Origin of the sequence: Paenibacillus sp. FSL A5-0031 (assembly GCF_001956295.1) — a bacterium.
Classification (GTDB): domain Bacteria; phylum Bacillota; class Bacilli; order Paenibacillales; family Paenibacillaceae; genus Pristimantibacillus.
In genome coordinates, this window is record NZ_MRTD01000021.1 from 36,298 (window position 1) to 62,570 (window position 26,273).

24 protein-coding genes are annotated in these 26,273 nt (G+C 46.9%); 2 read left to right on the forward strand and 22 right to left on the reverse strand.

The annotated features are described in order from the left end of the window. Positions 1-6: 6 nt before the first annotated feature. The 3 genes from BK120_RS27975 to BK120_RS27985 all read right to left on the reverse strand — a co-directional run bounded on the left by BK120_RS27975 (position 7) and on the right by BK120_RS27985 (position 4,152). Positions 7-1,845 (reverse strand): FtsX-like permease family protein, encoded by a 1,839-nt coding sequence (locus BK120_RS27975; protein ID WP_076270789.1) that lies wholly within the window; start codon positions 1,843-1,845, stop codon positions 7-9. 9 nt (positions 1,846-1,854) lie between these two features. Further along, complete coding sequence (locus BK120_RS27980) at positions 1,855-2,661, reverse strand: ABC transporter ATP-binding protein (protein ID WP_076270790.1); 807 nt, start codon at positions 2,659-2,661, stop codon at positions 1,855-1,857. A gap of 234 nt (positions 2,662-2,895) precedes the next feature. Continuing rightward, a complete protein-coding gene (locus BK120_RS27985; RefSeq protein WP_256711048.1) occupies positions 2,896-4,152 on the reverse strand; it encodes an MFS transporter in 1,257 nt (418 codons plus the stop codon). Positions 4,153-4,747: 595 nt separating this feature from the next. Here BK120_RS27985 and BK120_RS27990 point away from each other — a divergent pair. Beyond that, positions 4,748-5,362 (forward strand): 3'-5' exonuclease, encoded by a 615-nt coding sequence (locus BK120_RS27990; RefSeq protein WP_076270792.1) that lies wholly within the window; start codon positions 4,748-4,750, stop codon positions 5,360-5,362. Here the strand turns inward: BK120_RS27990 and melA are convergent. The 18 genes from melA to BK120_RS28080 form a co-directional block, all read right to left on the reverse strand. Continuing rightward, positions 5,359-6,855 (reverse strand): alpha-glucosidase/alpha-galactosidase, encoded by a 1,497-nt coding sequence (gene melA, locus BK120_RS27995; protein ID WP_076270793.1) that lies wholly within the window; start codon positions 6,853-6,855, stop codon positions 5,359-5,361. The genes BK120_RS27990 and melA overlap by 4 nt on opposite strands. 132 nt (positions 6,856-6,987) lie before the next feature. Next, positions 6,988-7,902 carry an AraC family transcriptional regulator gene (locus tag BK120_RS28000; protein ID WP_076270794.1) on the reverse strand — a complete coding sequence of 305 codons (915 nt, stop codon included), beginning with the start codon at positions 7,900-7,902 and terminating at the stop codon, positions 6,988-6,990. Positions 7,903-7,934: 32 nt separating this feature from the next. Beyond that, a complete protein-coding gene (locus BK120_RS28005) occupies positions 7,935-8,657 on the reverse strand; it encodes a nucleoside phosphorylase (RefSeq protein WP_076270795.1) in 723 nt (240 codons plus the stop codon). A gap of 4 nt (positions 8,658-8,661) precedes the next feature. Further along, positions 8,662-9,336 (reverse strand): sulfite oxidase-like oxidoreductase, encoded by a 675-nt coding sequence (locus tag BK120_RS28010; protein WP_076270796.1) that lies wholly within the window; start codon positions 9,334-9,336, stop codon positions 8,662-8,664. Between the two features lie 68 nt (positions 9,337-9,404). Continuing rightward, on the reverse strand, positions 9,405-10,328 hold the full coding sequence (locus BK120_RS28015; RefSeq protein WP_076270797.1) for an ABC transporter permease: 924 nt from the start codon (positions 10,326-10,328) through the stop codon (positions 9,405-9,407). A 2-nt stretch (positions 10,329-10,330) separates the two neighbouring features. Beyond that, positions 10,331-11,380, reverse strand: a complete 1,050-nt coding sequence (locus BK120_RS28020) for an ABC transporter permease (protein WP_076270798.1) — start codon at positions 11,378-11,380, stop codon at positions 10,331-10,333. Next, positions 11,373-12,872: an ABC transporter ATP-binding protein gene (locus BK120_RS28025; RefSeq protein ID WP_076270799.1), complete on the reverse strand. Its 1,500-nt coding sequence runs from the start codon at positions 12,870-12,872 to the stop codon at positions 11,373-11,375. Before BK120_RS28025 ends, BK120_RS28020 begins: the two co-directional genes overlap by 8 nt. A gap of 116 nt (positions 12,873-12,988) precedes the next feature. Further along, positions 12,989-14,026, reverse strand: coding sequence for a BMP family lipoprotein (locus BK120_RS28030; RefSeq protein ID WP_076270800.1), 1,038 nt, complete (start codon positions 14,024-14,026; stop codon positions 12,989-12,991). 145 nt (positions 14,027-14,171) lie between these two features. Then, the gene (locus BK120_RS28035) at positions 14,172-14,615 is read right to left on the reverse strand and encodes a MarR family winged helix-turn-helix transcriptional regulator (RefSeq protein WP_076270801.1); all 444 of its coding nucleotides are present in this window, start codon (positions 14,613-14,615) and stop codon (positions 14,172-14,174) included. 195 nt (positions 14,616-14,810) lie between these two features. Then, entirely contained in the window at positions 14,811-15,704 is an 894-nt protein-coding gene (locus tag BK120_RS28040; RefSeq protein ID WP_083682552.1) for an urease accessory protein UreD, read from the reverse strand. After that, positions 15,704-16,432, reverse strand: a complete 729-nt coding sequence (gene ureG / locus BK120_RS28045; RefSeq protein WP_076270802.1) for an urease accessory protein UreG — start codon at positions 16,430-16,432, stop codon at positions 15,704-15,706. The genes BK120_RS28040 and ureG overlap by 1 nt, the downstream gene beginning before the upstream one ends. A gap of 25 nt (positions 16,433-16,457) precedes the next feature. Beyond that, the gene (locus tag BK120_RS28050; RefSeq protein WP_256711049.1) at positions 16,458-17,150 is read right to left on the reverse strand and encodes an urease accessory protein UreF; all 693 of its coding nucleotides are present in this window, start codon (positions 17,148-17,150) and stop codon (positions 16,458-16,460) included. 42 nt (positions 17,151-17,192) lie between these two features. Continuing rightward, positions 17,193-18,908 carry an urease subunit alpha gene (ureC, locus tag BK120_RS28055; RefSeq protein WP_076270803.1) on the reverse strand — a complete coding sequence of 572 codons (1,716 nt, stop codon included), beginning with the start codon at positions 18,906-18,908 and terminating at the stop codon, positions 17,193-17,195. Further along, positions 18,905-19,273 carry an urease subunit beta gene (locus BK120_RS28060; RefSeq protein WP_076270804.1) on the reverse strand — a complete coding sequence of 123 codons (369 nt, stop codon included), beginning with the start codon at positions 19,271-19,273 and terminating at the stop codon, positions 18,905-18,907. Before BK120_RS28060 ends, ureC begins: the two co-directional genes overlap by 4 nt. 93 nt (positions 19,274-19,366) lie before the next feature. Then, positions 19,367-19,669: an urease subunit gamma gene (locus BK120_RS28065; RefSeq protein ID WP_076270805.1), complete on the reverse strand. Its 303-nt coding sequence runs from the start codon at positions 19,667-19,669 to the stop codon at positions 19,367-19,369. 216 nt (positions 19,670-19,885) lie between these two features. After that, positions 19,886-20,854 carry a D-alanyl-D-alanine carboxypeptidase family protein gene (locus BK120_RS28070; RefSeq protein WP_083682554.1) on the reverse strand — a complete coding sequence of 323 codons (969 nt, stop codon included), beginning with the start codon at positions 20,852-20,854 and terminating at the stop codon, positions 19,886-19,888. A 96-nt stretch (positions 20,855-20,950) separates the two neighbouring features. Then, complete coding sequence (locus BK120_RS28075) at positions 20,951-22,051, reverse strand: sensor histidine kinase (RefSeq protein ID WP_144376879.1); 1,101 nt, start codon at positions 22,049-22,051, stop codon at positions 20,951-20,953. Beyond that, entirely contained in the window at positions 22,041-22,745 is a 705-nt protein-coding gene (locus tag BK120_RS28080; protein WP_076270806.1) for a response regulator transcription factor, read from the reverse strand. The genes BK120_RS28075 and BK120_RS28080 overlap by 11 nt, the downstream gene beginning before the upstream one ends. A 241-nt stretch (positions 22,746-22,986) precedes the next feature. Here BK120_RS28080 and ilvD point away from each other — a divergent pair, with 241 nt between their 5' ends. Continuing rightward, on the forward strand, positions 22,987-24,672 hold the full coding sequence (ilvD, locus tag BK120_RS28085; RefSeq protein WP_076270807.1) for a dihydroxy-acid dehydratase: 1,686 nt from the start codon (positions 22,987-22,989) through the stop codon (positions 24,670-24,672). A gap of 170 nt (positions 24,673-24,842) precedes the next feature. Here the strand turns inward: ilvD and BK120_RS28090 are convergent, their stop codons facing one another. Then, the gene (locus BK120_RS28090; RefSeq protein WP_076270808.1) at positions 24,843-26,234 is read right to left on the reverse strand and encodes a polysaccharide deacetylase family protein; all 1,392 of its coding nucleotides are present in this window, start codon (positions 26,232-26,234) and stop codon (positions 24,843-24,845) included. Positions 26,235-26,273 lie beyond the last annotated feature (39 nt).

A 26,273-nucleotide genomic window follows, 5' to 3' on the forward strand; every position in this document is an offset into this window, starting at 1 on the left:
TTTTGGTTACCTTGAATGTACAGCCTTGTCCCGCTTAGACAGCACGATGTTCTGGTACAATCGAACGGTTAATAGATAGTAAGCAGCATAGATAGCCGCGAACAACGAAATGGGAATCCATAAGCGATAATAAGGCTCACTTAGTATAAACGAGAAGAGGTTCATACCGACTAGAACATGCGCGAGCCCCACGATGCCAGGAAATAAAAATACGAGAAACAGCTCGTAATAGATTGAACGCGATAACCGCTCTCTCCTTACCCCTAGCTTGCTGAGCATCTCATACCGCTGAACATCCTTCGCTGCACCTGATAATATTTTGAACATCAAACAGCTCGCCATCATAGCAAGAAAGGCGATGCCAAGGAAAAAGCCCATAAAGACTGTACCGCTAGCGATACCTATTGCATTCTCATAGTTCTTGTACTTGCTCCATGATAGGTACTCCCCATTTGATTTCTCTGTTTCCAGCTGGTCTAACGCCTTCCACGACATCCTATAAGCGAGGAAGTCGCCCGTTCTTCCAATCACAACGACCTGTTCCTTCGCACCAAGCTTTGCGAAGTCTCCTGCGTCAACAAGCCTGAACTCACTTATGGGTGGCGAAATCTCCCAGATGAAACCTCTCCACTTCTGACTGGACAGCTCTTCCGTATCCGTATTATTTCCATCACTCTCAGAGCCTGCTGGAAGAGGGCCTTTGATTTGTTCTATCTCATCCCAATACTCGCGGCCCTGCCCCGAATGAACAAATGGCCGCTGGCTCTCGAGGTCCTCTTTCGCATAATAAACGATTTCATTCTCTATTTTGTAGCGATATTTAAACTGTTCCTTGAACGGAATGGAAGCGAGTATCTTTGCTTCTTCCGCATTCGGGTTATGCACGATCGCGTCATAAACGCGGTAGCTCTCTCCCCTAATTTTCGCATCATTCACAAAAGCCATACCTCCGGCAATTGCACCAGCTCCTAGTGCAATCAGCATCGCTACTGTTGCCAGCAGCTTCGTTAAGCCGTTAATTCGGAAGCTCAGCTGACCAAAAGTGAAGGCGCGGATTCCACGTGTTTGATTCCTCTTTTTCATTCTTACTACAAGTGGCGGGAGCAGCATCATAAACAGAAGGTACGTTCCGAGCGGTGTCATGAATGTGGCGGTATACAATCCATTCTCCCGCAGCTGCTCCATAAACGTAAGGGAGAAGTAACCGAGCCCGAGAGCAATTGCTCCGACGATGCTAAGTACAATTTTCCACGGGCTGCTTCCCCACAGCCGATCTGCTTGCATATTGCCATGGACAAGATGCAATACCTTCATGCGAGAAAGCTTCAGCTGATTCCATATCGCAGACAGTCCAAATAAACAAGTAAAGAAGATGATAGTAAATAAAATGGCTGGTCCAAATACGGCATGATAACCGATAAGACTCGTTTGAAGCTGCTTAGCCATGAGATGCCCCACAAGCGTGGATAAGCCAAACCCGAGCCCAAGCCCAACCGCTAGTGAAATAATGCCGAGCGCAATCGTCTCAATAAACATTAAAGTACGTATTTTACTTTTGCGTGCCCCCAGAACGAGATAGAGTCCAAATTCCCGCTGGCGCAGCGACAGCAAAAAGCTGTTGGCATAAATAATATAGAAAAAAGTGATTGCCGACAGCAGTACCGAACCTAATATATAGACGAGCCCAATTGAGTTGATAACTGCATTTGCCTCCGTAAAATCGCGGTTCCACGCCATCGTCTGGAACATATAAAAGATGGCTATCGACATGACAAGTCCAGCAAGCAGCACGATATAATCTTTGAATTTGCTTTTCATGCCGGATAAAGCTAGTTTTATAAGCATGTTCTCACCTCACTGCCTTTCCGATTCGTAAGTTTCATCGGATGCAGCAGCGGCAGCTGCCGAACCATAATCGCCGAGCACGTCCAAAATTTGCTTATAAAAGGATTCACGGCTGCCCGTGCGGTACAGCTCTTTCACAAGCTGACCGTCCTGTATAAATAAAATTCTTCCGCAATAGCTTGCACTGAACGCGTCATGAGTCACCATGAGAATCGATATTCGCTGTTCCTCGTTTAGGCGCTTCATCGTCTCGAGCAGACTGACCGCATTTTTCAAATCAAGCGAGCCTGTAGGCTCGTCACCCAGCAGCAAAGCAGGCTCATGAACGATGGCGCGCGCAGCGGCTGTACGCTGCCGCTGCCCTCCTGAGATCATCGCTGGATATTGTTCGGCTAGCGCTGTAATACCAAGATTGTCCATAACTTGACGCACTTTGATTCGGATCTCGCCAGCAGGGACGTCCTGCAAGGACAAGGGAAGTGCGATATTCTCATAGACTGTCAGATTGTCGAGCAGATTAAAATCTTGAAAAATAAACCCAAGCCGCTGCGCCCGGAAATCCGAAAGCTCACGGGCTTTCATTCGTGTAATATCTGTTCCAGCAATTGAAATCGTACCCTCTGTTGGATTATCCAGCGTCGAGATTACGTTGAGCAGTGTAGTTTTGCCCGAACCGGAAGCTCCCATAATGCCGATGAACTCTCCTTCTTGCATCGTGAACGAAATATTGTTCAGCGCATATACCTGATTCGCCTTATTGCTTCCGTATATTTTGGATATTTGTCTTATATCGATAACGGGATTTTTTGTTGTCATAGCTTAGTGACATCTCCTTCTGCCTTGGTACCTGTACGATACCCTGCACTCTACTTAGTATAAGGAAGACGCCTAAAGCGAGCTTAATGTAACCGTTAAGATTTCATAAAGATTATCTTAATACTTTTTTACGATTTAACAGACAGCTCCTGAACTTCATGGCAAAAAGCCCCAACCATGTCATCCCACGGTCGAGGCTCTTCTTTCAAGATAATTAATATTACCAGCTTTTTGTTAATTTTGCTCCGAGTTTTGCTTCTCCTTAATGAGCAATACCGATATGTATTGCAATACCGCCATGGCAAACAGCACAATCGGCATCCATATAGATTGCAGATCTTTAGCAAGTATAATGAGCAAGCAAATGGAAAGCACCCTTCCCGCATTTAGAAAAAGCTCCCGCATAACAACGGATTCTACTCGCAGCTGGCCTTTAAGGGGCAATGTCCCGATTAAGCGATAATAATAAGAAGTGAGTGTATTTACGGCAAGTGGATTGCATATCGAGAACAAAATCATAAATAAGGCAACCGACCAAAATTCCACTTGAATGAGCAGCAGCGATGAACCGATGGCTACCCCAGTTGTAGACAGGAGCACATATTTGCGTACTTGCTCCTTCTGTGCTTTTCTTGAAATGACATAACCCGTCGCTACCGTAAGCGAAGAAAAGAAAACACCCAAGTAACCTACCCAATCCTCACGCCCAACCGTCTGAAACAGCATAATATTTGGAAGGAAGAGCATAATTCCCTGAAATAGACCTAATACAAAAAAACTGTACAATGCCTTCAGCCAGCGACGATTCTTATGCATCACCAGCCCCATAAATTTTAAATAATAGGCTTTGTGATGTGATTTGATCATCGGAATGCGGAAGCTGACGATCGCTGCGATAAGGAACATAATGAAGGCAAGCGTGAAAATAATGATGTAACCCTGTAGCCCCTCGCTTCGCTGAATAATGAACCCCGCAAGCGCCGGCCCTGCTAGCCCGGATGCATTAAAGAAAATCATATTGATTGCAAGAAAACGTATGCGATTCGCTTCCGTTGAGACATCATATTGAATAACTAAATAACCAGTCCAGTAAAGCCCCGCGGCGATCCCATTAAAAATAGCAAACCATATGTAATACTGAGCCACATGCTCTTGCGCAATGACGACCATCAAATAAAAGATGGCAATCATGACGATACCTAGTCGATAAGTGACCATTCGATCATGCCGCTTCGCAATCCAGCCACCTAGTGCAAAGGCCGGAGGCGTTACGATGAAAACGATGATGTTATAAATTCCGTTTACGGTCAAATCCTGCGTTAACCGCCACAAATATAAATTGAGAAACAAACCCGACATCGATGCGCCAAACTGAAAGCAACAATGAATGATTAAAGCCGTTATCGCTTCCTTGCTAAGTCTGCTCTCTGGCGGAAGCGGCGTACCTTTCATTACATTCCATTTACTCCAAAATCTCGACCCCGTCCGCATTTGCAGCATCCCCCGTAGCTTCTCAACTGATAAGCGCTTTCTTTTCTATTTAGTTTATCACATGGCTATCATATACCCTCGATTCAATAAAGCGCTCACTCCTTCAAAATAGCCGTTATTCTTCCATATGGAGCAATCAAATAACCGTATTCATTGTTTATATCCCTTGTTCGCATGATTAGACTTGCCGATCCGACTTGAAAATGGCAGATATAGCGGTTAAACAGTTTTAATCTGGTTAATTTTTACATTCGCTTCAAAAGCATACTAATCGTACCTAATCGCGAATAGCCTCCCCCCTCCATTCACAAAATACAACCATTACATTGAGAAGGGGGTGAACCGACCATGGCGAAGCAGCAAGGTCATGCAACCAAAAATACAACGACAAAAACTTCCGACAAAAAAGGCAATGCATCCGGCAATAACCACTAGTCTGCAAACTGAATCTATCCAAGCAAAAACGACCCATTACCGGCTAACTAAGCTCTGGTAATGGGTCGTTTTATGTTCACAATGAAGGTTATTTATCTTTTTTGTCGAATTATTTCATATACGATTGCAACTTATAACTAGAAAAAGTGGTGAACCAACTATGACTAATCATTCTTATACTGTCATTGATTTTGAAACGAGCGGCCTTGATCCGAAGAAGGATCGAGTGATTGAGATGGCTGCGATCCGCTGCGTGAATGGTGAAATAGCGAGTGAATTCAGTACTCTCGTACGTTACGATGGCAAGCTGTCTGCCAAAATAACAGAGCTCACCGGCATCACGGATGAGATGACCTCCTACGGCATGGACGAGGACACCGCATTCCGTATTTTGAACCGAATGATAGGCGATAACGTTTTGATTGCTCATAATGCCGCCTTCGACCTTGGTTTCCTGCACCATTCCTTGCTTCGCATTGCGGGCAGATCATTTTCGAACAGCTTCATCGATACGCTCACGATTAGCCGCGCGCGGCATGTTTATCCGCATACACTGAAAGACATGTCCGATCGTTATGGCATTCCGCTCATTGGCGGTCATCGTGCACTGAATGATGTTATCGCTTGTTGGGAAATTTTCCGCAAGATGGATGAAGAGCAATCGGTAGAGAGCTACCTCAATACACTAGGCTACCTCAAGAAATTTGGACCGCCTGCTTGGACGCCGCCAGGGACTAGGCTTGAAGCAATGGAGCTGAAATACGCTCCTCGTTAAACCCGCTCCTTGCCCTTATCCGATTCGCCTGCATTTTTATTTGCGGCATCTCGGTCCTGCTGCATTTCCTCAACCGTCTTCACCTTCAGGCGCGCTGCGCCTTTATAATCACGCGTAGGAAGCAACGGCCCTTCATCTAGGCGTTTCTTGGCTGCTGCGATAGAATCTGTATACTGCGGCAGCCACTGCTCCTGCGCCACAAGCATCTCATCGACCATCTGCCAAATTTCCTTCGGATTGCAAACTGCGCCAACTAGCGGGTCCATCATAAAAGCCTGTCTGAGCAGGTTAATGTCGCCATTTATGGCTGCCTCTACAGCAAGACGCTGCACAGAGATGCTTACATTGCACACCGCGGCGGCACCAAGCGGCAGATCGCCCACGAATGGCATTGAAATGCCGTTGCGATCAACATAACCTGGAGCTTCAATGATGGCATCGTTAGGCAGGTTAGCTATAACCCCTTTGTTTTCCACATTAAAGTGACCTCGGTAGATTCGTCCTGTTTCGAGTCCTTCAATGATGTATGAACCATGCTCATGACTGCGCAGCTCCGACTTGAATTCATTTGCAGGGTCCTTCATCCAGTTTGGAAAATCAGTCTCGAACCAATTGCGTCCTTCCGTGCATACACGCAGATACCCGCCCGTTTCTCCGTTAATCCATGAGCTCAAATCAATCCAATCATTAATTTCTTCAGGCCGCTTCCGATACCAAGGGACATATTCGCTCAAATGACCGTTAGACTCTGTACTGTAATACCCGAAGCGGCGCAGCATATCAATGCGTACCTTCTCCGTGCGACTGAAGTCTGGATGTTTCTCAAATGCTTCAAGCAGCTTGCCAGTTAGATCCTCACCGTTATGCTTAATTTGGATATACCAGGTCTGATGGTTGATACCCGCACAAATAATATCGACTTCCTCTTGCTTCAGTCCAAAAGCCTCGGCTATTTGCCAGTGTCCGCCTTGCACGCCGTGGCATAAACCAATCGTCCGCACACCGCCATACTTGTTGCATGCCCAAGTCATCATCGCCATCGGGTTCGCGTAGTTGAGCAGAAGAACATCCTTAGCAGCAACCTCGCGGATATCACGGCAAATGTTCATCATCTCAGCGATGCCCCGCTGTCCATACATAATGCCACCAGCACAGAGCGTATCGCCAACGCATTGATCAACGCCGTATTTGAGCGGAATATCAACATCCGTTGCGAAAGCCTCAAGACCACCGACACGAATAGTACAAATGACGTACTTCGCATCCTTCAAAGCTTCGCGCCGATCGGTTGTCGATTGAATGGAAATCGACAAGCCGTTCTCATGAATATCACGCTGACAAAGCGCAGTCACCATCTCCAGGTTATGTGCATTAATATCTGTAAATGCGACTTCAATGTTTTGAAACTCCTGTACAGCGAGCAAATCCCGCAGCAGTCCACGCGTGAATCCAATCGAGCCTGCGCCTATAAATGCAATTTTAAAAGTAGACATGCCAATCAGCCTCCGATTATCGTCTAAATAGAGTTTGTTTAATCTCCTCTACATTTTAGCAACGATAAAACGGAAGCGTTATCAATATTGTGACCAACTGCCATTCATAGTGTCAGAAATCGTCACTTTGTATTATTCATTGCGCTGCCAGCGGAAGTCCAATGTTTGCGTATCGACCGAGTGACGGTAAGCAATTGGCGTCTGCTTCGTATATTTTTTGAACATCGCATGAAAGTATTGCCTGCTCCCCACGCCAACATAATCACAAATATCCGCTATTGCAATATCCGTCTCACGGAGCAGCATTTTTGCTTTCTCCATCCGGAGCTCCGTTAAATAGCCCGTTAACGTTTGGCCTATCTGCGCGCGAAATACACGATGCAAATAACCTGGATGCAAGCTTACTGCTGCAGCAATATCCTTTACTTGAATATCTCTATCATAGTTATGATGCATATATTCAATCGACTGCTTCACATATGCTTCGATCGGATTAGCCCCTTTTACGCCAGCTTCCTTATGAAGTCGTGCTATCGCCAAGATCAGCTGAGCAAACAACAACTCTGCCTTCATATTGACGCTCCTGCCTCGGCTGTCCAGCTCAAGCACTAGGCTCTTTAGCACCTGATACACTTCATTCGGATCACGCAAAAACAAATAAGAGGACGGCTCTGTGATCAATCTGTCCACAAATTCGTCCTCCATCGCAAGCTGCCGTATAGAGGGAAACGCCGAGGGGCGTTCCCTAAAATCAAATTCAACATTAAGCATCCGGCAGGGCCCGCGCTCGTCAACGGTCAGTCGGTGCGGCACATTCGCATCAAGAATAATGAAATCACCCTTCTTGAGCGTCATTTCACATGCATGGCTGGTTGCCTCTGCTTCCAGCTCTATCCCGCAAGCTCCGGAAATGACATACATAATTTCGATTGCATCATGCGTGTGGAAGGCCATCTCGTAATCAGACCATTGCTTAAAATAATAAGCAAACACATGCGGATAAAAATCTCCATTCAGCCATTCTCGCTTAAACAACGTCCCACTCACGTGAAGCCCCCCTTACTTAAAGACAAGTATGGTTACGCGGATGCAAGCTTAACAACGGCAAGAAGCGCCGTTTCAATCTCACGCTCGATTGCCTTCGCTACAACATCTGTATGCGGATCGTATTCGCCCGCCAAATCAGAATCTGCGTAACCGTCCAGTGCGAGAATCGCTCCCGCGCGTGCACCGCGCATCGTTGCGATAACGAACAAAGCCGCAATTTCCATTTCAACAGCAAGTGCGCCTGCTTGTTTGTACTGGCGATGCGGAATGTCTACAACTCCTGAGAAAAAGACATCAAGCGTTACCGTTATGCCTTTTTTAACAATGCCTTCGCTCTCAAGCGCAGATGCATACAACGCTTCAGTAACCGCGCTGTCTGCAACAGCCGGGAAGCCTGCCGGCACCAGCTGATGCGTGAGCCCTTCCGCTCTAACTGCAGCTGTGCTGACGATTAGGCTTCCTGCAGGGTGATCTGCTGAATAAGATCCCGCTGTACCTACACGAATAAGTGTTTTAACGCCTCCGCGGATAAGCTCCTCGAAGCATACCGCCGCTCCTGGCGAACCTACGCCGTGGCTTACCACGGCTAGTCTTACGCCTTGATATTCACCAACAAATGTCCGATATTCGCGAGCGAATGCAAGCTCTTTTACATTGTCCAGCTTCTGTGAAATCGTCTCCGCGCGGCGTGGATCACCGCATACGATAGCGTAAGCCGGCAAATCTTCTGGGTTAACTTGCAGTATAGGCAGCATCTGATTAATCAAACTCCTTCGTTATCCATTCGTCTTCCGGCATCGAATTCTCTTCGCTCGTGAAGCGTTGTTCTTTAAATGGATCGGCATAGTTGTGGAAGCCGTTGCGCTCCCAGAAGCCTTCGCGATCCTCTTTCATAAACTCAATACCTCTAATCCACTTTGCGCTTTTCCAAAAATACAAATGAGGAACGAGCATCCGCATCGGCCAGCCATGCTTGTCAGTCAGCGGCTCACCGTCAAATCGATGCGCAAGCAGCACATTATCGTGCAATAAATCCTCAAGCGGTACATTTGTGTCATAGTCCTCATCTGCATGAAACATAACATATTTGGCATCTGGCTTAACGCCCAGCAAAGGCAGCAAGTCCTTGAACTTAATGCCTTCCCATTCTGTGTCCAGCTTCGACCAGCGCGTTACACAATGAATGTCGCACTTCGTTTGGGTTTGAGGCATAGCAAGCAGCTCTTCGAAGCTGAACGTACGCTCCTCCTCTACCTCGCCGAATACTCGCAGCGACCAGGTGTTGATGTCATAGGAAGGAACCTCTCCCTCATGCAAAATCGGAAAACGCTCGGTCATCGTTTGACCAGGCGGAATCCGATGAGCGATCTCAGGAGCGAGCACCGTCTGTTTAATGCTAGTCACTTTTTTGAGACGTTCTGCTTTTTTATGCATCTCGTATACCTCCAGATTCCATTCCTTGCTGATTCATTTCTCATTTCAAGCTATAAAGCATCTCAGCTCTACCTGGAGCTCTCATTCGACTTTCGAGCTTCCTGCATATAACCTTTATCTTTAAAGAACAACATCGCGAGAATCGTAACGATATAAGGCAGCATCATCGTAAAATGAGTCGGCAGCGCGAAGCCCTGCAGCCTGATGCTGAGTGCATCCATAAATCCGAACAGCAAGCTTGATGCCGCAACACCGATTGGATTGGATTGGCCTAACATCGTTGCAACGAGTGCAATGAAACCTCTACCGGAAGTCATTCCCTCTGTAAACATAGTGACATTGCCGAGCGACAGCTGCGCGCCTGCTAACCCGCACAGAGCGCCGCAGAGCAGCACTGCTCCATATTGAATGCGAGTTACCTTGATGCCTAAGCTTTTGGCTGCTGTCGGATTCTCTCCAGCTGCCAGCAAGCGAAAGCCCGTAACCGTTTTGAACAAAAACAGCTGCAGCACAATAACGAGAATGATGGACAAGTAGACAAGCGGGGAATGCCCGGATAAAACTTCTCCGAACCATGGAATATCTTTTAACAATGGAATATCCCATTTAGGCAGCCCAATCATATCCTTATTGTAGTATGCGCCTTTCACATCAAAGATCGCACGTAGTGAGAATGTCGTAAGTCCAAGCGCCAGAAAGTTAAGCGCAATACCAACAACGATAACATTCGCTTTCAGATGAATACTCATAAAACCGAACAGCACTGAAAACAGGAGTGAGCATAATACCGCAAACAATACGGCTGCGAACACATTTCCGGTGAAGTGGTTGCCTACAATCCCAGAAAATGCACCGATCAATACTAAACCTTCTAGGCCTACATTAAACAAACCAACACGCGCGCATATTGCGCCGCCGAGTGCCGCAAGCAGAATTGGTGTAACCATACGAAGCGTCGAGGCGTACAGCGAGACATCTAATAAAAAATCCATACTTATGACCTCGCCTTCCTGCGTTTAATGAACGAGTATGTGAACTTAGCAGAAACGAATAAAATGAGCACCGCTTGAATAATGCTTGATACTTCCAGCGGAACATCTGTATTCCGCTCCATGCCCATACCGCCGGTCTGCAGTGCAGCAAGCAAAATCGCAGCTACAGCCGTACCGAGCGGATGCGATCCGGCAAGCAATGTGGCCATGATACCCGACCATGCGTAACCTGGCGAAGTCAAAGCGCCGTCCAAATAGCGGTACTGCGTGCCGAGCACTTCAACGGAGCCAGCTAGTCCTGCAAAACCTCCGCTGACGAACATGCTGATAAGCATCATTTTTCCACGCTGCACGCCGCCATAGCTTGCAAACAACGGATTGCCGCCAAGCATTCTAATTTCATAACCCTTAACGGTATAGCGCATGAACAAGAACAGCAATATTGCTCCGACTACAGCGATAATAAATCCGCCATGAAGGCTCATTCCTTTAAACAGCTTCGGCAGCCATACGCTTTGATCAAGCATAACCGTCTGTGCCATTGCAGCAGAGCCTGTACGATCCTTGAGCGGATACGATACAATATAACCTGCAAACAACGTTGCAATATAATTGAGCAATAAAGTGGTAATGAGCAGATTCATTCGAAATCTAGCATCGAGCCATCCTGCGAATGCCGACCATATTCCCCCGGAAATAATTCCAGCTATAATAGCAGCTACGAGTTTAAACCAACCTGGCCCCGGCAAATAGATTGCCGTTACCGCTGCGCTAAGAGCGCCTAATACCATTTGGCCTTCTGAGCCCATATTAAAAAATCCAGCTCGGAATGCCAGCGCCACCCCTAGACCAATAAGGATAATAGGCGTAGCTCTACTGAGCGTATTCGTAAAAAAATAAAAGCTGCCGAAGGCGCCCTTCCACATTTCCGCGTATGTCTCCATTACGGAGCCTCCGACGATAACAATGGCAATCGCACCCGCTGCTAAACCAATGATAACAGCCAAAAGCGGCTGTAACAGCGAACGTCCGAATTGTACCAGCTTATCCAACCGCTTTTCCTCCCGCCATTAACAAACTAATTTGCTCTTCTGTAGCTTTGTCAGCATCCAGTTCCCCTACGATCTTACCTTCATACATGACCAACACCCGATCAGATAGCTTCAAAATTTCAGTCAGCTCTGATGAAACAAGCAATATCGCTCCGCCTTCATCCCGCTTCTTTAGAAGCTCGCCATGTATAATTTCCATTGCGCCGACGTCAACGCCTCGCGTTGGCTCCGCTGCGATAAGAAACGGCGTCTTCTGCGCAAGTTCCCGTGCAACGATAAGCTTCTGTAGGTTTCCGCCGGATAAATACTGAGCTTTTGTAGATAAAGAGCCCGTTTTTATCCCAAAGCGTGTCACCCACTCGCCTACCATTTGACGAATGCTCATCCCATTCAATACACCAAGCTTTTGATGCTTGTCAGCATGTCCCATCAAGCCATTTTCCGTAACGGTCGCATCCTTCGCAACGCCCCACTGGTAACGGTCCTCAGGAATATGAGCAAGCCCGCTTTCACGAATATCGCCAACCGGCGCACCGGTCACATCTTTACCCAGCAGCTTGATTGTGCCGGCTCCGGGTTTCATTAAACCGGATATCGTCTGCAATAACTCGGATTGACCATTGCCTGAAATACCCGCGATCCCCACAATTTCGCCCCCATTGACATGAAGGCTAATATCGCTTAGTAGCGGCTTCGCTTTGACACCTGGAATAGAAACATTTGATACCTCAAGAACAGGCTTGCCTCTGCTCACCTTATTTCGTGATATATGTACTAAATCCCGGCCTACCATAAGCCGTGACAAATGTTCCGCATTCGTGTCTTTCGCTTCGACTGTTCCCGTAACCTTGCCATCTCGAAGGACGGTAACACGGTCAGCAACTTCCATAATTTCTTGCAGCTTGTGACTAATAAGAATAAAGCTTTTGCCCTGCGCAGCTAATCCTTTAATCGCAATGAGCAGCTCTTTCACTTCGAGCGGCGTCAAGGCGCCAGTTGGCTCATCCAAAATAATAACTTCAGCGCCCTGATAGAGCACTTTCAATATTTCAACGCGCTGCTGCATGCCAAGCGAGCAATCTGCAACTTTCTTCCAAGGATCTACCGGCATGCCATAAAGCTTGCCAATTCTTTCCACCTCTGTGGCAGCTGCCTTACGGTCAAAACCTACCCCTTTGGAGGGCTCGCGCCCAATAACGATATTTTCGGCAATCGTAAACGTCGGGAATAACATGAAATGCTGATGAACCATTCCAATCTTATGCTTAATCGCATCAGCTGGGTTCCCGAACGAAACCGGCTTGCCGTCAATGCGAATTTCACCGCTAGTTGGACTTTCCATCCCGTACAGAATACGCATTAACGTCGTTTTCCCTGCACCGTTTTCACCGACTAAGGCATGAATTTCTCCTTTTTGCAGCGAAAACTGAACATTGCTATTTGCGGTTACGCTCCCATATGACTTCGTAATGCTGTCCATTTGCAGCAACATACAAAAGCTCTCCCCTTTCAATCCCGATATAAACAAAAAAACCGCTCCCTCGATTACAGAGGAAGCTTCTAGGCAACAAGCAAACCGGCTGCATGGTTAGCAGCCGGCCTGTTGTACTATTGAGCTAGCGGATTAACTACTACGATTTTACCAGATTTAATGTCTTCTGCGATAGCTTTTACTTTATCGACATTTTCTTGGCCAATAAACGGGCTAAGCGTTGATTTGCTGTCTCTTGTTACGAAAGTCAAGCCTACGCCGTCTTCTTTCAAGCCGTAGTCTGCAACGCCGAATGCAAAGCTGCCATCAACGAAGCTTTTCACTGTTTCGTAAGCAACTGCATCCGTACCTTTCAATTGTGAAAGCACGATATGCTCTGGATCTTCATCCGTACGGTCTGTATCTTGACCTGAAGTGAAGAAGCCTTTTTCTTTCGCTGCATCAAACACACCATTGTCGCCAACTGCTGCCATACCTGCGATAAAGTCAGCGCCTTTGGACTGTTGAAGAAGCGCAAGCTCTTTACCTTTAACTGGATCCGTGAAGCTGCCTACATAGTTGATAAGGAATTGTGCATCTGGATTTGTGCTTTTCAGACCTTGTTCAAATCCTGATGTATATTTGCTAAGAAGTGGAGCGTCCATTGCAACGACTGCACCCACAATATTTGTTTTAGTTGCAAGACCTGCAAGTGCTCCCATCAAGTAGGAAGCTTCATGCTCGCGGAAGTTAACGCTGCGAACGTTTGGAAGATCAACTACAGTATCGATAACTGCAAAAGACTTGTCTGGATTTTCAGCAGCCACTTTCTTAAGTGCATCTTCTGCTTGGAATGTTGCTGTAATAATCAAGTCGTAATCTTCAGCTACCGTTGCACGAAGATTTTGTTCAAAACCCGCTGGGTCAGTGGACTCAATTGTTTTCACTTCAGCGCCAAACTCTGCGCCTGCTTTTTTGAAGCCTTCATCCATCAATACAAAAAACTTGTTAACGCCAATTTTTTCGGGCAATACAAGAGCGATTTTTTTCTTGTCCGCTTTGTCACCTGCACCGTTATTCGCTGCGTTTCCTGGTTCATTTTTGTTAGATCCGCAAGCTGCAACAATCGCAACCATTAGAAACAACGATACCGCCAAAGCAAAAACCTTTTTCATCGTAATCTCCCCTAAACAATTGAATGTATTAATTCCTTTTAATCCTAGTTGTTTTATCGGATTTTGTCAATCTTTTTCGATTCGACAAATTTCTAGTTTATTCTACACTAAATTCATCCACAATAATAATGAAATATGAAATTAGTCACGAATTTGTAACATCCGATTCCATATTGCGACTCATTTGCTCAAACAACTGAACACCTTGCTCCATATCTGCTATCGACATGCCATCGAACAGCTTAAGCATCAGCTTCGAGCGTATCGTCTCAATTAAATGGATGATTTCCAAACCCTCTTCCGTAATTTCGAGCATCACGACACGCCGATCCTTCTCGCCGCGTTCGCGTTTCACATACCCGAGCTCTATCAAACGATCAGCAATTCCAGTAACTCCACCACTAGTGATGAGCAGCTGCTCAGCCAAAGCTGATGCTTTCTGTGGTCCTGATTTCCCTAAAATAATTAGCATTTTCCCATGGGTCATGCCTAAGCCATGCACATTATAGGTGTGCCATTCGGTGTTTATTTGTCTTCTCACTTGACGAAACGATTCGTCCAGCCGCCTCATTAACTCTTGTCTTTCCATATTTGAAGCTTCCAATTGATCACCAACCTATCTACTTTCTTTAGTCCATCCTGTTGTTCATATTATACCTTCCCTTCCTTTGTTTAACTAACGTTCTTCACGAAATAAATATGAAACCTTTTTGATTTAGCACAAAAAGGCCAACCGAAGGTTGAAGGTTGACCTTTTTTCTGAAAAAGTATAAAACTGCTTGATCTATCCTTGCAAAAATCGCAGCGGCGGCTTGCCAAGCAGTCCCATTCGCGCAGTCTGCCACAGCTCTTGCATTAATTGCTGCAGCGGCCATGCTGCCGTTGAGGCTGCGGACACCGCAACACCGTAACGATAAGTCATAGACGCACCGCCAATTACTTTATGAGCCTCTGGAGCTTCGAAGCTGTCCATTTTCTCCTGAAGCTGCTCCAGATGGCTGCTGTTGACACGGTCACTGAACATATAAAAGGTAGCCCAGTGCGTCATCTCATCCCAGCTGCCAGGCGCAGTTATAACCTGACTGCCTGGCACTACTCGCTGACGTTGCGAGAAGATAAGCTCTTCCCCATAATGTACGGTTAATGAATTGCTGTATGAGCGATAGTCGAAGCATTCACCACGAAGCGTGCGACCTGGACAAAGGACGTCGGCTTGCAGCCAAGCGGACCCTTTTTGCAGTCGAACCTGTGTATCGTTTCGAAAGGCTGCTTCCTTATATAGCATAATGGGCTCCGGCATATGCTCGACGACCGCATCTGCCTCTAGTTCGAACAATTGCTGCATCGAAGATTCACTGTTAGGCAAACTAGGATGCACCTTCGTATACGATTGGTTCGTAATCATGACATGAGAGTGCTTCTCGGCTGTCCATTCCAGCTCATACCGGTCACCGCTGAGCAGGCCAGGAGAAACATCCATTACGATTACGCCCAGCTGACCATCCAGTGGAAAAGCTTTGGCAATCTTTATCGGAGCGGTATGATATTTATTGCCGATTAACGTTTGACCGAGGCGGCTGGCAAACGTTGCACGCAGTACGGATGTCCTGACCTCTCCCACTGCACTATCCTCGTGCCGAATGGCTGCAGCCTCTGCACTGCTTTGCTCATTCCTCATTAGGAAGCTGTGTGCCGCTTGTCATCAGGTATGCTCGTAAGCTGGATCACATGCGAGTGTTCCGTTCCGCGCGCATGAGCTACCTCATGTGTAAGCCAATTCACAATTTCATCCACGCCATCGCCGCCGAACAAATTGGAGAAAACGAAAGGACGCTCCCCGCGCATCTTCATTGTGTCAGCTTCCATAACTGCGAGACTCGCTCCTACATACGGCGCAAGATCGATTTTGTTAATGACAAGCAGGTCCGAGCGCATAATGCCAGGTCCGCCTTTGCGTGGAATCTTCTCGCCTTGGGCGACATCGATAATGTAAATAAAACGATCGACAAGCTCAGGACTGAACGCCGCAGCAAGATTATCTCCGCCGCTCTCAATGAAAATCAGATCCAGATGGTCAAACCGCCGCTCCAGCTCCTCGATAGCTTCAAAATTCATCGATGCATCCTCTCGAATGGCTGTATGCGGGCACCCGCCAGTTTCAACACCGATAATACGTTCTTCCGGCAGCACACCCGTATTGAACAAAATACGAGCATCCTCCTTCGTGTAAATATCGTTCGTAATGACAGCGAGACTGTATTTGGTATGAAGCTCACGCGTTAATCGTTCAACAAGCGCTGTTTTTCCTGAGCCTACTGGTCCCCCGATACCGATACGGATCGGCCTTGAGCTGTCTATTGCCGGGCTTTCCCATTCCTGATGCGTATGTCCTTGTCCTTGGCACATTTTTCATTCCTCCATTAATTTATAATTAAGACATAAATAATCGCGAATATAACCTCTCGTGGCGCATCATCGCCATCTCCGCCATCGGCATATTAGAATAGGCTTGTTCCGGCACCATCGCACGCACGATTTCCAAAGCGTCTGCTGTTAGCGGTATAAGCCTTGCGATCAACGATTGGCCCTCCGTCTGTCCCATCGACATCAGCCGCAGAGCGCTGTTGACGCAAGTTACGATGCAAGTATACAAATAGCCTTGGATCGCATTCTCCTCCGATATGCCAAGCACCCAGCAGGCATAGCCGTGCGAGAGAGGATGGGAAGCAAAACAATTTCCTGCCTTCATAGCTTCCAGTAAAGGCGACCAATCCAGCTGCGGATGTATGGCTGCTGCAAGCTGAAGCAGCCGCCGTCCCATTTTCTCTACGCCGCTGCGTGTTTCTGATGCGACCCTTTGCAAATGAACAATCCGCTCAATCGCCCACACCTTTTCCCAATTCCCTTTTGGCGCATCCCTATATACGGCCTTGATCACCATCGCATCCGAGGTTGCCCAGCTTTGCAAGAGCATGGCTGAGGCATAATCATAGAGCTGAGCAGAACGATTCATACGGCCATCTTGAACCATGGTCTCAAGTCCGAACGAATGCGAGAAGCCGCCGATCGGCAGCGCTGAATCGAGCAGCTGCTGCATAGCCAGCCATTTCATATCATCATTCAATTTTTTGCTCGCCCTCCTGTCCTCCATGGCCGCAGCGCGCAGCTAAAATAAGAAATATCGCTGCGCCATCGGCAGCACCTCAGCTGGCTCGCAGGTCACATGCTCGCCATCTACCAGAACATGATAGGTTTCCGCGTCCACCTCAAGCTTAGGCGTTGCATCATTGTGGATCATATCCTTCTTCGTTACGCTGCGGCAGCCTTTTACAGGTTCAATACGTTTCTGCAGTCCGAGCTCCTTCGCAACCCCGAGGTCATAGGCTGCCTGAGATACAAAGGTAATCGAGCTGCTAAACACCAGCTTCCCAAAAGACGCGAACATCGGCCGACCGAACACAGGCTGCGGTGTTGGGATTGAAGCGTTTGGATCACCCATCTGCGCAAATGCGATGCTCCCGCCCTTCAGGACGAGATCCGGCTTGACGCCAAAAAACATTGGATTCCAAATGACAAGATCGGCGAATTTGCCAGCTTCCAGCGAACCTACCAGATGAGAGACACCATGCGTGATCGCAGGATTAATCGTATATTTGGCAATGTAGCGCTTAATACGGAAGTTATCATGCTGTTCATTGTCCGGAAGGAGTGGTCCTCGCTGCTTTTTCATCTTGTCTGCCGTTTGCCATGTGCGGATAATAACTTCTCCTACGCGCCCCATCGCCTGTGAATCGGAGCTAATCATGCTGAATACGCCCATATCATGCAAAATATCTTCCGCTGCAATCGTCTCCGGCCTAATCCGAGAATCAGCGAATGCAACGTCCTCAGGAATACTGCTGTCCAAATGGTGGCAAACCATCAGCATATCCAAATGTTCTTCTATCGTATTAATTGTAAAAGGACGAGTAGGATTCGTGGATGACGGCAAAACATTCATCTCGCCTGCCGCGATGATGATGTCTGGGGCATGACCGCCGCCCGCGCCCTCGGTATGATAAGTATGAATCGTTCTTCCGCCAATGGCTGCCAGTGTATCTTCAACAAAACCTGCCTCATTCAGTGTATCGCTGTGGATAGCAACTTGAATGTCATACTGATCTGCTGCTTGCAGGCAGGCATCGATTGCTGCTGGTGTCGTTCCCCAGTCCTCATGCAGCTTAAGCCCAATAGCTCCCGCTTCAATTTGCTCAATAAGCGGAGCGGTGAACGAAGCATTGCCTTTACCCGTAAAGCCGATATTCATCGGAAAATGTTCGGCTGCCTCCAGCATGCGCCGCATATGCCACGCGCCAGGTGTTACCGTCGTTGCATTGGTTCCTGTTGCCGGACCTGTTCCGCCGCCGATCATCGTCGTGACGCCTGAGGAGAGCGCCGTTTCAATTTGCTGCGGACAAATAAAATGAATATGCGAATCAATGGCTCCTGCTGTTACAATCTTTCCTTCTCCGGCAATAACCTCAGTACTTGCGCCAACAATCATATTCGGGTGCACGCCGTCCATAATGTCTGGATTCCCGGCTTTGCCGATGCCAACGATAAATCCATCCTTTAAGCCGATATCCGCTTTCACAATGCCGGAATGATCGATAATAACGGCATTCGTAATCAATGTATCCAGCACACCCTCATCACGCAGCGCGCCGCTCGACTGCCCCATGCCATCGCGTATAACCTTGCCGCCGCCGAACTTGCATTCATCGCCATACACCGTGTAATCATGTTCAATCTGTGCCCATAGCTCCGTATCTGCCAGCCGAATGGCATCACCCGTTGTAGGGCCAAACATGGCCGCATAGCTGCGTCGATCCATCTTAGTCATTTACCTTCGCCCTCCCAAGCCGCAAGTCGTTCGCGAACAACATCTGGCATCCTGCCGTTCTCCGCTTTCCCTTGGCTGAGACCATTAAGTCCATAAGATAGCTTTGTACCACCTAGCTCAACTACAGTTATAGGCTTCTCCTCACCGGGCTCGAAACGAACCGCTGTCCCTGCTGCGATGTGAAGACGCATCCCGAAAGCTGCCTCGCGATCAAACCTCAATGCACGATTCACTTCAAAAAAATGAAAATGAGAGCCTACCTGAACCGGTCTATCTCCAGTATTTACTACAATTAACTGCTTCGTCATTCTTCCGGCATTCAATTCAATTTCACCGTCAGCCGTACGATATTGTCCAGGTATCACAGGCCATTCTCTCCTCCCCTATAAAGCTGATCGTTCACATGCCACTTTCTATATCAAATGAAATGATGCCCATAGCCGTTTTGCATAAAGTTTTCAAGTTATCGGGTCGTGAATGGTAACAAGCTTCGTTCCGTCTGGGAAAGTCGCTTCCACCTGAACCTCGTGAATCATTTGCGGTATGCCACTCATGACTTGATCCGCATTCAAAATTTTCGTTCCAAATGCCATTAGCTGTGCAACCGTCATTCCATCACGAGCGCCTTCCATAATTTCAGAGGTGATTATCGCTATGCTTTCAGGATAATTAAGCTTCAAGCCGCGATTCATTCGTCGTCTTGCCAAATCTGCAGCGATCGTAATGAGCAGCTTTTCTTTTTCACGTTCGGTCAATTGCATATACTCACCTCTTTATCTGTATTAGTTTTATTATAAACAGCAAAAACCGGTTCGTAAATCATTTAATGTTAGTTTTTATGACATAAAAACAAAAAGTCCAGAAAAAGCGACTTGCGCTCGTTCTAGACTTAACATGACAATAACACAACTATTTAGATGAGAATGATCGACTATATTCTTCATCATTCGAGAAAAACAGATTTAATTCAACCTTGTTTATCCTACTTTAAAGCCGAGTTTGCTTTGCACATGCCCCATTACGCTCTCCAAGCCGCTTAATTGAAAACCGTATTCAAACAGCTTCCCTGTTTCCGTGAATCGCTGCTCTGGCGTCTTCGCACCCATAATGACGGATACAAGCCGTTTGCCATCCTGCTTCGCAGTACCTGTAAAGCAATAACCAGCCTGCACGGTATAACCTGTTTTCAATCCGTCATTGCCCGGAAATGCATACGGCATGCCGCTTAACATCATGTTTGTCGTCTTCAATCTTTGCGAGGTGCTCGCAAGCCTCACGCTATTGCGGCTGGAAACATCGACTACCTCAGGATACTTCTTCAGTAAATAGGCAGCTAGTTTTGCTGTATCCTTGGCTGACATCATGGTGTCTCTTTCTGAAGAAGCAGCTTCGAACGGAAGCAGATCCTCATGGCTAAGCCCCGTTGCATTCGCAAAGACGGTTTGCTTGGACAAGTCCAGCTTAGCAGCCCGATTGTTCATTAATTGAACAAATGCAGCCTCACTGCCGCTAACATGCTCTGCAAGCGCTACTGCCGCATCGTTCGCGGAATGAATCGCCATCGCTTCAAAAAGCTCTCTAACCGTATAGATCTCCCCTGCCGCAAAGCCTATTTGGGAACCTGGCACCTCTGCAGCATAAGCGCTGGTTTTTACTTGCTCTTTCCAATCAAGCGTACCATCACTTGTGAGATCTAGTATGATAAGCTCTGTCATCAGCTTCGACATGCTTGCAGGCGGCAGCGCTTCATTTGCATTTTTTTCGTAGAGCACTTCCCCTGTATTGAGATCTATTAAAATAGCCGAGCTAGAATCCAATTGCAAATCAGCTTTAGATGGGCTGCCTTTTAATGAAATGACGTAAAAGACACTGATGATCACTCCAATTGCGGTTAGAAGCCACAAGATTGTACCTCCACGTTTTCTTCCATACGTTTCTTGCTGCATAAAAAACGATCCCCTTTCACTGTCTCTTCTATACAACCAAGTATAGGAGAGTCAGTTTAAGGAGACCGTAAACAAACCATAAGAAACCCTTAATTATTAATTAATAATCGGCAAGGTTATACGGAATGCCGTTTGCTCCGAATCACTCGTCACCGAAATCGTACCTTCATGCTTTTCAACGATGCCTTTGACAATGGCAAGCCCTAAGCCGGAACCGCCTGACCACTGTGTTCTTGATTTGTCTACGCGATAAAATCGTTCAAAAATATGAGGAATGTCCATCATTGGAATCGGTTCACCAAAATTAATAACCTCGATAACGGCTGCACTGCCCTCCAACTGAACAGTCACAACGACCTGTTTGCCGTCTCTGCCGTAATTCATGGCATTCACTATCAAGTTCTCGAATACACGCACAAGCTTGGCTGCATCTCCCTTGATCATGACTGACGTTTTATCTGTCACCAGCTTGCTCTGCATTCCCGCTTCCTCCAGCGGCAAACGAAACTGCACGAGCAGCTGCCCGAGCATTTCGATTAAATTAAAATTCGTTACTTTAAGCGCAGTCGTATCATGCCTCATTCTCGTATATTCAAAAAGATCATTAATGAGGACATTGAGCCGCATCGATTTTTCATAAGCGATTTGAACATAGTGACGCAGCTCTACCTCGTCTCGATAACGATCCTGCTCAATCAGTCCCAAATAGCCAAGCACTGACGTTAAAGGTGTACGCAAATCATGGGAAACGTTCGTAATCAATTCGTTTTTGGTTTGCTCTGCCTTCCGCTCTTCCACTAGCGCATGATGGAGCCTTCCTGCCAAGCTGTTCATATTGGCTGCCATAGGACCAAATATATTTCTTTTCCGCACTTCGATTTGGTAATCCATATCATAGGTACCGTCAGCAATGCCGCGAACCGTCTTATTCATTTGACCGAGATAATGAAATAAGCTCCACTGGAGAATGATATAAAATACAAAAAACAAAAACACGCTCCCTGCTATAGGTAAAAGCTGTCTGCCATCAACTATAGAATTAACGAATTGATATAAAACTCTCATTGGCCTTACATTATCGATAAGCCACATTCCGAACCCTAAAAGGATATACAGTGAAAAAGCCGATAGCACGGCGCTTATCACCATATTCAGCAGCGAACGAAAGACAAGCTTTAATGCAATGTTATCCTTCAATTTTATAGCCAACCCCCCAGACCGTGATGATCATCTTATCACCAAGCTCCTTCTCCAGCTTATCTCTAAGCTTGCTGATATGGACCATTACCGTATTGTTGGAATCAAAATATTTTTCTTTCCACACCTGCTGGAAAATATCCTCCGCACTAAACACGCGGCCAGGCTGGCCAGCGAGCAAATGCAAAATGCCGAACTCAGTAGAAGTGAGATGCAGCGGATTTCCGTCTATTTCAGCCGTATGGCTCATCTTATCGATCCGCAGCGGTCCAAGTCGAAGCTCCTTATCTAGTCGCGCCCCGTTATTCGCACTTGATTGACCGCTGTACTGATAGGATCTTCTCAGTAAAGAGCGCACTCTAGCCACAAGCTCAAGCGGATTAAACGGCTTGATCATATAATCGTCCGCACCGGTCATCAGCCCCATAATTTTATCCATATCCTCTGCTTTTGCGCTGAGCATTAGAATAGGGACCGATTGATCGCGCCTGAGCCGCCTCGTAGCTTCCAGCCCGTCCATATTCGGCATCATAATGTCTAAGATGACTAAGTCAAACGGATCTCGCGCATAAGCAAGCAGCGCCTGCTCCCCGTCATACGCCTTTTCGGTAATAAACCCTTCATTTTTCAAATAGATCTCTATAAGATCGGCAATTTCCCGCTCATCATCAACAATTAATACTCTTCTTTCCAATTTCAAGCGCCTCCTTATTCATCTTCAAATTATTCTCATCGTTACCAATGAGCATACTATACATGATTAACCTGCATGATGTCCTATTGTTTCACGGAATATCACAATGTTTAAGCCATTTTTAATGTTTTTTTAACATTTATTTGTGAAACGCCTTTCGGCTGACGTTATAGCCAACGCCTGTCCGTTGTGATAAAATCGAGAGTATTGATATTTTAATAAGCATATAGGGGGAACTTACATGGCGGCCAAAAGAATGCGTTCAGACATGATCAAAAAAGGATTCGACCGCGCACCGCATCGCAGCTTGCTTCGCGCCGCAGGCGTAAAAGAGGAAGATTTCGACAAGCCGTTTATCGCGGTTTGCAACTCGTATATTGATATTATTCCTGGTCACGTTCATCTACAGGAGTTCGGCAAGCTCGTTAAAGAAGCGATCCGTGAAGCTGGCGGCGTTCCTTTCGAATTTAACACAATCGGCGTTGATGATGGTATTGCAATGGGTCACATCGGTATGCGTTATTCACTTGCTAGCCGTGAAATTATTGCCGATTCCATTGAAACAGTCGTAAATGCTCACTGGTTCGACGGTATGGTTTGTATTCCAAACTGTGACAAAATTACACCAGGCATGATCATGGGCGCACTTCGCGTCAATATCCCGACTATGCTTGTAAGCGGCGGACCTATGAAAGCCGGCAAAACATCCGATGGTCGTTCGATTTCACTCTCCAGCGTATTTGAAGGCGTAGGCGCTCATCAAGCCGGTAAAATCAATGACGATCAACTGATGGAGCTTGAACAATTCGGTTGTCCGACTTGCGGCTCTTGCTCCGGTATGTTTACTGCAAACTCCATGAACTGCTTGGCAGAAGGCATGGGACTTGCAATGCCTGGTAACGGCACGATTCTTGCTGTTTCTCCAGAACGCAAAGAGTTCGTTAAAGACGCTGCTCGCCAATTGATGAAAATCATCGAGCTAGGCATCAAACCTCGCGACATCGTTACAAAAGATACAATCGACAATGCATTTGCTCTAGATATGGCAATGGGCGGCTCAACAAACACAGTTCTTCACACGCTAGCAATCGCGCATGAAGCTGGAATCGAGTACCCAATTGAGCGTATTAACGAAGTGGCTGAACGCGTACCGCATTTGGCAAAAATCGCTCCTGCATCCGATTATCACATTGAAGATGTGCATAATGCAGGCGGCGTAAGTGCTGTCCTTAATGAGCTATTCAAGAAAGAAGGCGCATTGCATGGTGACTGCATTACCGTTACTGGCAAAACGCTTCGTGAAAATGTTATTGGCTGTGAAATCCAAGACACCGATGTTATTCATACCATCGACAACCCGCATACAGAACGCGGCGGTTTGGCTGTACTATTTGGTAATCTGGCTCCTCACGGCGCTATTATCAAAACAGGTGCAGTTGACAAGTCCGTTGGCGGCTACCACAAAGGTCCTGCTATCTGTTTCGATTCCCAAGACGAAGCGCTTCACGGCATCGCTAACGGAAAAATCAAAGAAGGTCATGTCGTAGTCATTCGTTACGAAGGACCACGCGGCGGCCCTGGTATGCCAGAAATGCTTGCACCAACTTCGCAAATCGTTGGTATGGGACTCGGCGCTAAGGTTGCCCTCATTACAGACGGACGTTTCTCCGGCGCATCTCGCGGCATCAGCATCGGCCACGCTTCTCCTGAAGCAGCTGAAGGCGGCCCTATCGCTTTCGTACAAGACGGCGATATCATCGAGATCGACATGAACAACCGTACGATGGATCTTCTTATTAGCGACGAAGAGTTCGAGAAACGCCGTTCCGAATGGAAAGGCTTCGAGCTAAAAATCAAGCGCGGCTACTTGGCTCGCTACGCTCACCTTGTTACATCTGCCAGTACTGGCGGCGTAATGAAAATGTAGTTATCGCCTTCAGCATCCTCTGGATGATGAAGCAGCTTTGACCGAAAAGATAAGTTGGAGCAATAGATAACTTTTCTTATATTTAAACAAAAGGAGTGCAGGCTGGAAACAGCCTGCACTCCTTTATTTATTTAACATTCATTTGGATAAATGTCATTTATATCTCAACATTAAATCGCTGTTGTTTTTGTACCTAACTGCGCAGCTTCGTCGGCTGCTGCGTTTAAAGTTCTCTCTACTGTCTGGCTTATATCTTGAATCATGTTCAGCTGTGCCGTTGCATAGGACCTAATCGTTGCGACGGGCATTAACAGCATACGCGGCGAGATCAGTTCTCTTTTCTTCTTGCTCTGAGAAGTCTGCTTCGTGTTCGTTAATACTTTAATCAATACACGCAAGTACACACGCGATGATTTGGCAAACCAGCCCTCAGGCAGCTGAAATATTTCAAATCCTAATCGATCAGCCCCGCGATGGATCATTGTAACCCCATATACCGCTTTGATGTCATTCGCATCTGTATCTTCAGCAAGCTGATTTGCGAGCATCGGAAGAGCTTGCTCCACTTCACGCAGCATGCGAATACCTGTAGCTACAGGAGATTTTGAGGTTGCTGCAATCATCGACAATTTCTTGTTGTCAAAATGCAGTTCTGCAATACGGTCTCCCTTTGAGACGCGTCCTCCCTCTGCTAACTCAATGTCCTGACCAGTGTATGTGGTCACCCGGTAATGAAACGCTGCATCCTTCACATCACCAACCGTTTTCAAACGGAAAACGACGTGAAACAGACGCTCCCATGTCAGCCAAAGCGATATCATCGCTTTCTTCAAGAGTGATGTATGAGCAGCACGCGCTGCTTCAGATCGCTTCATCATTTCTTCAATGCCAACAAAGCGGAAACCTTGCTTCGTACCTTCTTCTAAGTAAGCCTCAAGTGCCGTAAGCATATTTCTCGGTGCATCCTTGTCCGCCCCAAAGGTCATGCCGCAATCATGCAGCAGAATGACTTCACCTGGCCGAAGCTTTTTCATCATCCGGTTTTTCAATCGTTCTGACCCTAAACGTATCCGCCAATCACCGAACATTGCCGACCACAAAATAATTTGCAAATGGCCTAAGTTCGCATAATCGAATACATTTACGATTCCCCATGGCGGGCGATAATAAGTCGATCGCACTCCCGTAGCATGCTCAATAATGTCAAGCGTACGCTCGATTTGGCGCTTAACCGTCCTCGGACGCATTAACCAGTTCGATTTATGAACGTAATTATGGACACCAATATTGTGACCCTCATCCTTCATCCGCTTCAGCAGCTCTTCTTGTCCCTCGGCATGTGAGCCGACAACAAAAAAGGTTGCCTTCGCATTGTAGCGGGCAAGAAGATCGAGCAATTGCGGCGTATAAATCTCATCTGGCCCATCATCGAACGTTAAAGATATTTCGTTTCCCACACGGCCCTTCTTAAAAACACGAAAGCCAAAAGTACGGCTAATGAGGCCAGGAAGAAACGCATAGAAGGATGCTACGTATAATCCCCATAACAGCAAATTTTCCATTTTGTTTTCCCCACCGTTATATGATTTAGTCGACGAATA

Excerpts from the sequence above, each read along its gene's own strand:
- BK120_RS27975 (WP_076270789.1), bottom strand. The coding sequence starts at position 1,845 with ATGCTTATAAAACTAGCTTTATCCGGCATGAAAAGCAAATTCAAAGAT.
- BK120_RS28070 (WP_083682554.1), bottom strand. The coding sequence starts at position 20,854 with ATGCAGCAAGAAACGTATGGAAGAAAACGTGGAGGTACAATCTTGTGG.
- BK120_RS27980 (WP_076270790.1), bottom strand. The coding sequence starts at position 2,661 with ATGACAACAAAAAATCCCGTTATCGATATAAGACAAATATCCAAAATA.
- BK120_RS28030 (WP_076270800.1), bottom strand. The coding sequence starts at position 14,026 with ATGAAAAAGGTTTTTGCTTTGGCGGTATCGTTGTTTCTAATGGTTGCG.
- BK120_RS27985 (WP_256711048.1), bottom strand. The coding sequence starts at position 4,152 with ATGCGGACGGGGTCGAGATTTTGGAGTAAATGGAATGTAATGAAAGGT.
- BK120_RS28065 (WP_076270805.1), bottom strand. The coding sequence starts at position 19,669 with ATGCAATTGACCGAACGTGAAAAAGAAAAGCTGCTCATTACGATCGCT.
- melA (WP_076270793.1), bottom strand. The coding sequence starts at position 6,855 with ATGTCTACTTTTAAAATTGCATTTATAGGCGCAGGCTCGATTGGATTC.
- ilvD (WP_076270807.1), top strand. The coding sequence starts at position 22,987 with ATGGCGGCCAAAAGAATGCGTTCAGACATGATCAAAAAAGGATTCGAC.
- BK120_RS28005 (WP_076270795.1), bottom strand. The coding sequence starts at position 8,657 with ATGCTGCCTATACTGCAAGTTAACCCAGAAGATTTGCCGGCTTACGCT.
- BK120_RS28010 (WP_076270796.1), bottom strand. The coding sequence starts at position 9,336 with ATGCATAAAAAAGCAGAACGTCTCAAAAAAGTGACTAGCATTAAACAG.
- BK120_RS27990 (WP_076270792.1), top strand. The coding sequence starts at position 4,748 with ATGACTAATCATTCTTATACTGTCATTGATTTTGAAACGAGCGGCCTT.
- ureC (WP_076270803.1), bottom strand. The coding sequence starts at position 18,908 with ATGACTAAGATGGATCGACGCAGCTATGCGGCCATGTTTGGCCCTACA.
- BK120_RS28035 (WP_076270801.1), bottom strand. The coding sequence starts at position 14,615 with ATGGAAAGACAAGAGTTAATGAGGCGGCTGGACGAATCGTTTCGTCAA.
- BK120_RS28040 (WP_083682552.1), bottom strand. The coding sequence starts at position 15,704 with ATGAGGAATGAGCAAAGCAGTGCAGAGGCTGCAGCCATTCGGCACGAG.
- BK120_RS28025 (WP_076270799.1), bottom strand. The coding sequence starts at position 12,872 with ATGTTGCTGCAAATGGACAGCATTACGAAGTCATATGGGAGCGTAACC.
- BK120_RS28015 (WP_076270797.1), bottom strand. The coding sequence starts at position 10,328 with ATGGATTTTTTATTAGATGTCTCGCTGTACGCCTCGACGCTTCGTATG.
- ureG (WP_076270802.1), bottom strand. The coding sequence starts at position 16,432 with ATGTGCCAAGGACAAGGACATACGCATCAGGAATGGGAAAGCCCGGCA.
- BK120_RS28090 (WP_076270808.1), bottom strand. The coding sequence starts at position 26,234 with ATGGAAAATTTGCTGTTATGGGGATTATACGTAGCATCCTTCTATGCG.